This is a genomic window from Gammaproteobacteria bacterium, assembly GCA_003696665.1.
Classification (GTDB): Bacteria; Pseudomonadota; Gammaproteobacteria; order Enterobacterales.
The window spans coordinates 1-4,997 of record RFGJ01000321.1 but is presented as its reverse complement, the minus strand read 5'-3'; the positions used below and the strand labels follow the sequence as shown (position 1 = coordinate 4,997).

Sequence of the window (4,997 nt, the reverse complement as noted above, 5' to 3'; positions counted from 1 at the left end):
TGGCCAGCAACGCCCTTGCCATTCGGATTGTCTTCCCCTCAGTCGGGGCGACGCAGGCTTCTTTCAGCCTGCCGGGTTTGCCAGCTTCGCTGGGCAAACCAAAAACCCACCTTATAGGTGGGTTGAATCTGGCTCCCCCTGCTGGACTCGAACCAGCGACATACGGATTAACAGTCCGCCGTTCTACCAACTGAACTAAGGGGGAATGGTCGGATGCCTCATCTGAGACGGCGTGCATTTTATCATTCTTCCCGTGCGGGTCAACACTGTTCGGAAAAATTTTTGTCGCCCGCCACGGCCTCTCGGTCGCGGCGGTTCTTCCGAATGGTCAAGTGCGCTACTCGAAGTTTCGCTGCCACCTTCGTCGCGGGCGTCTGTACCGGGCACCAAATAGCAACAGCAGCCACGACCAAGCACCGCCACCACCGCCACTGTCACTTGTATTGTTCTCACCACCCCCACCATGACCTTCATCTTGTGTGGTGGGCGCCACATAGGCAACGACAGAGGTACGTTGGCCAATGTCGTCAGTCGCAGTCAGGCGAATTTGATAGTTGCCCGCTTTTTGGTAATGATGTTGCTCTGGTCTGGCCGGGGCTGATGTCACTTGCCCATCTCCCCAATCGATCTCAACTGCGACAACCTGACCGTCATCATTAGCACTCCAGTCGAGGGTGCAGGAAAGTGCGTTGCACGTGGCACTCAACGTTGCGGTGGGCTTTTGTTCGGACACACCCACGGTGATGGTTCTAGTCAACGTATTGGTTTGTTGGTGATTGTCCTCAACCGCAAGTGTCACGTCATGCGTCCCATCAGATAATGTGTGCACAAAGTTCGTCCCCTGCCCTACTTCAATGTCATCCACATACCAGCGCCAAGCGACTATGTGCCCGTCTGGACTGGTTGACTCGCTGCCATCGAAGGTGCACGAAGTGCCCTCGCAATCAATGTCGGCGCGTGCCACAGGCGGCAGGCTTTGCTCATGGACAGTCAAGGCAAAAGGTGGCGACCAACGACCCTCGGCATTGGCGGCGCGCACAAACAATGTACGCGGCAAGTTTCCGAGCTGGTTGCGGTCAATACGTGCCTCAAAGGACGTATCGGTGGTACTGCCACTGTCGATCAGCGTCATGGCAACGCCACCTTGTTCGGGAACTGGGGCATCCCAGGCGTACTCAGCAGCTGTGATCGCACTTTGCTGACAACCAACCCTCTGGCAGCTTTCGACATCGATACGAATGGTCACACCTGAGCTATCCCACTGCTGTTGGCTGCGCACAATGCGTGGTCGGTTGCCGCTCAAATACGGTGCATCAGCCATCCGCCACAGGTAATGCAAAGCGTCGAGATTTCCCGGCCGAACGTCAGACTCGTAGCTGCTGCACGGTTCGAAAAACTGCCGGCCAATTTCAAACGTCAGGCTGGCAACCCCAAGTTCGCCGTAACCAAAATCGTCCGTCGTCCCGGTTGTTGGGTATAAACTGACCGCGGCCATTGGCGTGTAACGGTTGATTTGCGCGGTTCTTTCGGCCAGCGCGGCCAGTCCAGGGTTTGGCAATGGCGTATAGTCATGCCCCCACGGATACAAAACAAGCTCGCTGAAGCTGTGAATGTCGACAAAAATTCCCGGCTTCGAGACAGGCGCCGGGGTCGAAAAATCATCCGGCCGGTCGTCGGCAAATAGCCTCCGGGCATACGCTTCAATGGCTCGTGTTTCCGGTTCTGAGGCGGCCGCTCGACCCAGATAGGTCTCATCGCATTGATCTGTACTTGCGTGGGCACCCCCGGCGCTATTCGACAGCGACCCGCCCCAGTTAAAGCTAAAGTTTCGGTTCAGATCTGCGCCGCGCAAATCCGGTGATTGTGGGCAGTAGTTCGTGTTGGTATTTTTGCGCCACAACAGATTTTGTTCCGCGTATTTACGACCGTCCGGGTTGACCAGCAAGGCCACATGTAGTTCGCGGTGATCGAGAAAATAGGTGATTTCCGGATCAACGCCATCCCGGCGCAGCAGGTCACGAATAAAATCAAGCACCAGCAACGGCGGCGCCATTTCCCGCGCATGCACCCCGGCCGTCAGCAATAATTTGGCTTCGGCTTCGCCAGTTTTTGGACCAATGCGGAGCACTAACAAGTCACGGTCTGCCAAACCTTGTGTTTTCTCCCACGAGTCGCCGATGTCGATGAGCGTGACGCGTTCCGGCCAAATGCGTGCCAGGCGTTCGGCCTCGACCCTTGTTTCCTCAACAGTGGGATAACACCAGTCTGGTTTGCGCCGTTGCTCAAGCTGTTTTTTTAGCCATGCAAGATGCGCCGCCTTCCACGTCTGCGCTGGCGCTACCCAAAATCCACGTGCCGCCAATGCCAGTTTTTGCGCGTCGTTGAGCTGCACAATGAGGCCATCTGGCGTTTGGGCAAGCAAATAAGGATGGAACTCGGCCATCAATTGCTTGCGTAACTCTGGCGTCACCACATGGACATGCATCGCCTGCGCCAGTCGGCGCTTGGCCATGGCCATCACCTCTGCCTCAGACAGTGGTGCCGCCGATACCGGCATCAAAACAGATAGGCCAATGATCGAGCTGAGCAGATATTTAAGCATGAGATTCCCTGACAGTTTCACAATTGCGCTCGTTGGCACCCAATATAAGCCTGCATCGCGATTTTGGCCATCCGACCAGTGTCGGGCGCATAAGGCGAGGTCACTTGCGCCTGGCACTCAGACCATGCTTATGCAATAAAGTTGACGATAACCTATTGTTTTTCGTCATGGGCATGCCATACAATTACGCAAAACAATCTCACGTCACGCCGATTGGACACCGACACTTTTTTTTCGTTAGCTGTCAGTACCATCTATGTGATAGCGGCAGTCCTTCTCTTTCGCTATGTCGCTGCGCCTTCTGTCATGCGCCAACGGGCGCTGACGCTAATGGCCGCCGTCGGTTGGTTGTTACAAGGGTGGCTGTTACATCGCCTCATTGACACCAGCAGTGGACAGAACCTTTCTTTGTTGAATGTCGCCTCAATGGTCGGTTGGCTGATGATTGGGCTGTCATTGGCTTGGCGACAATGGTCCACTTTTCCGTTAATCGTGTTCACTGTGTTAGTTGCCAATATTGTGATTCAGCCTATCGCGACAATTGACCACGGCGAACGATTGTTCAGTCTGCAAGGCCAGCCGTATGCGGTCATTCATGTTTTGCTGGCTCTGACCGGGTACAGTTTTTTGGCGTTGTCCGCCATTCATGCATTGACGGTCCTAGTGCAGGATCATCGGCTGAAACAGCATCAGGCCAAACATCAACCGTGGCTACCGCCAATTCTGTCGGCTGAGCTTTGGCTTTTTCGTTTGCTTGTCATGAGCTTCGTCAGTCTCACGCTCAGCTATCTGGCGGTGTTCGCCGGTGGTTGGCACATTCTTTCAACCCAACCGGCCCATAAGCTGGTACTTTCGCTGCTTTCATGGGGTTTGGTCGCGGCACTGATCGCTGGCCATCGCACATTTGGCTGGCGCGGTCCAGTGGCAGCGCGCTGGACCCTTGCTGCGTTTATCCTGCTGGTGTTGGCATATTTTGGGACTTGGGCCATTCTTTCTTTGCGTACAGGGTGAGGTAACAGAACTTTGGACGAGTTATCTGACGGTTCGCTGCTTGTCATACTTATCATTTTGATCATCGTTTCAGCCTTTTTCTCCAGTTCGGAAACCGGGATGATGTCGCTCAACCGGTACCGGCTGAAGCATCGCGTCAAACAAGGCGACAAAAGCGCTCGCCGAGTGGCCGATCTACTCAAATATCCGGATCGCCTCATTGGGCTTATTTTGATTGGTAACAATTTTGTCAACATTCTCGCCTCGGCCATTGCCACCGTGCTGGCAACGCGAATATGGGGGCCAGATCTGGGGGTGGCCATCGCCACATTTGGCTTGACACTCATTGTGCTGATTTTTGCCGAGGTCACGCCAAAGACGCTCGCGGCACTGGCGCCTGAGCGAATTGCGTACCCAGCCGCATGGCTGCTCAAACCGCTATTGACCGTCTTCTACCCGCTGGTTCGCCTGATTAATTTTATCGCTGCGCTATTGATGCGCCCTTTTGGCATTCAAACACACGGCAACAATCTCGAAGCCCTGACAGCGGAAGAGCTTCGGTCCGTAGTCAATGAAGCAGGCGCGCTGATTCCGAAATCGCACCAGCGCATGTTGTTATCGGTCCTCGAACTCGAACAGGTCACCGTCGAGGACATTATGGTGCCAAAAGCAGAAATCGTTGGCATCGATCTGGAAGACGATTGGCCCACCGTCGTCCAACAATTGAAAAACATGCAGCACACACGGGTGCCTGTTTACGAAGGCGAAATCGACGATGTGATTGGCATGTTGCATGTGCGCGATCTGGCCAACCTTGTGCTTGCTGACGAGCTGACACCGGAACGTTTCCGAGAGGAACTGCGACCGGTCACTTTTGTGCCAGAAGGCACGCCGCTGAGCACACAACTTTTGAAATTCAAGGCCAAAAAAGAACGCGTGGGGCTTGTGGTTGACGAATACGGTGATGTGCTGGGCCTGGTGACACTGGATGATATTTTGGAAGAAATTGTCGGCGAATTCACCACTGATGTGGCCGAAGAAACCAGTCCCGACATTGTTCGCGAGGCCGATGGCAGCGTGATTGTCGATGGTTCAATCACAATTCGGGAACTGAATAAGGCGCTTGGCCTCCACCTGCCCACCGACGGCCCCAAAACGTTGTCCGGTCTGGTGGTGGAATACTTGGAAACCATTCCAAAATCCGGAACCGGGGTGCGTATTGCTGGCTGCCCGATGGACATTCTACATGTCAAGGACAACCGGATTCGCACCCTGCGTCTGTATCCCGCGCTCGCGGAAAATCGACGCGCTAGTCCAAAATCACTTTAATATTTTCCGCCACGCGCTGCGCCTTAGCCCGCGCCGATTCAATGTCACCGGCCTTGGCCAGCGCCACGCCAACCCG

The 4,997-nt window shown here is 54.8% G+C and carries 3 protein-coding genes and 1 tRNA gene; 2 read left to right on the top strand and 2 right to left on the bottom strand.

What is annotated here, in order from left to right:
- Positions 1-129: 129 nt before the first annotated feature.
- Positions 130-205: transfer RNA gene (locus D6694_08510), tRNA-Asn, on the bottom strand.
- A gap of 132 nt (positions 206-337) precedes the next feature.
- Entirely contained in the window at positions 338-2,602 is a 2,265-nt protein-coding gene (locus tag D6694_08505) for a PKD domain-containing protein (protein RMH41858.1), read from the bottom strand.
- A 213-nt stretch (positions 2,603-2,815) separates the two neighbouring features.
- Between D6694_08505 and D6694_08500 the strand changes: the two genes are divergently transcribed.
- Positions 2,816-3,613: a hypothetical protein gene (locus D6694_08500; protein ID RMH41857.1), complete on the top strand. Its 798-nt coding sequence runs from the start codon at positions 2,816-2,818 to the stop codon at positions 3,611-3,613.
- A 12-nt stretch (positions 3,614-3,625) separates the two neighbouring features.
- Positions 3,626-4,921 (top strand): HlyC/CorC family transporter, encoded by a 1,296-nt coding sequence (locus tag D6694_08495; GenBank protein ID RMH41856.1) that lies wholly within the window; start codon positions 3,626-3,628, stop codon positions 4,919-4,921.
- Positions 4,922-4,997 lie beyond the last annotated feature (76 nt).

What these genes read in the sequence shown, in the direction of transcription:
- D6694_08505 (RMH41858.1), bottom strand. Translation starts at nt 2,602, where the DNA reads ATGCTTAAATATCTGCTCAGCTCGATCATTGGCCTATCTGTTTTGATG.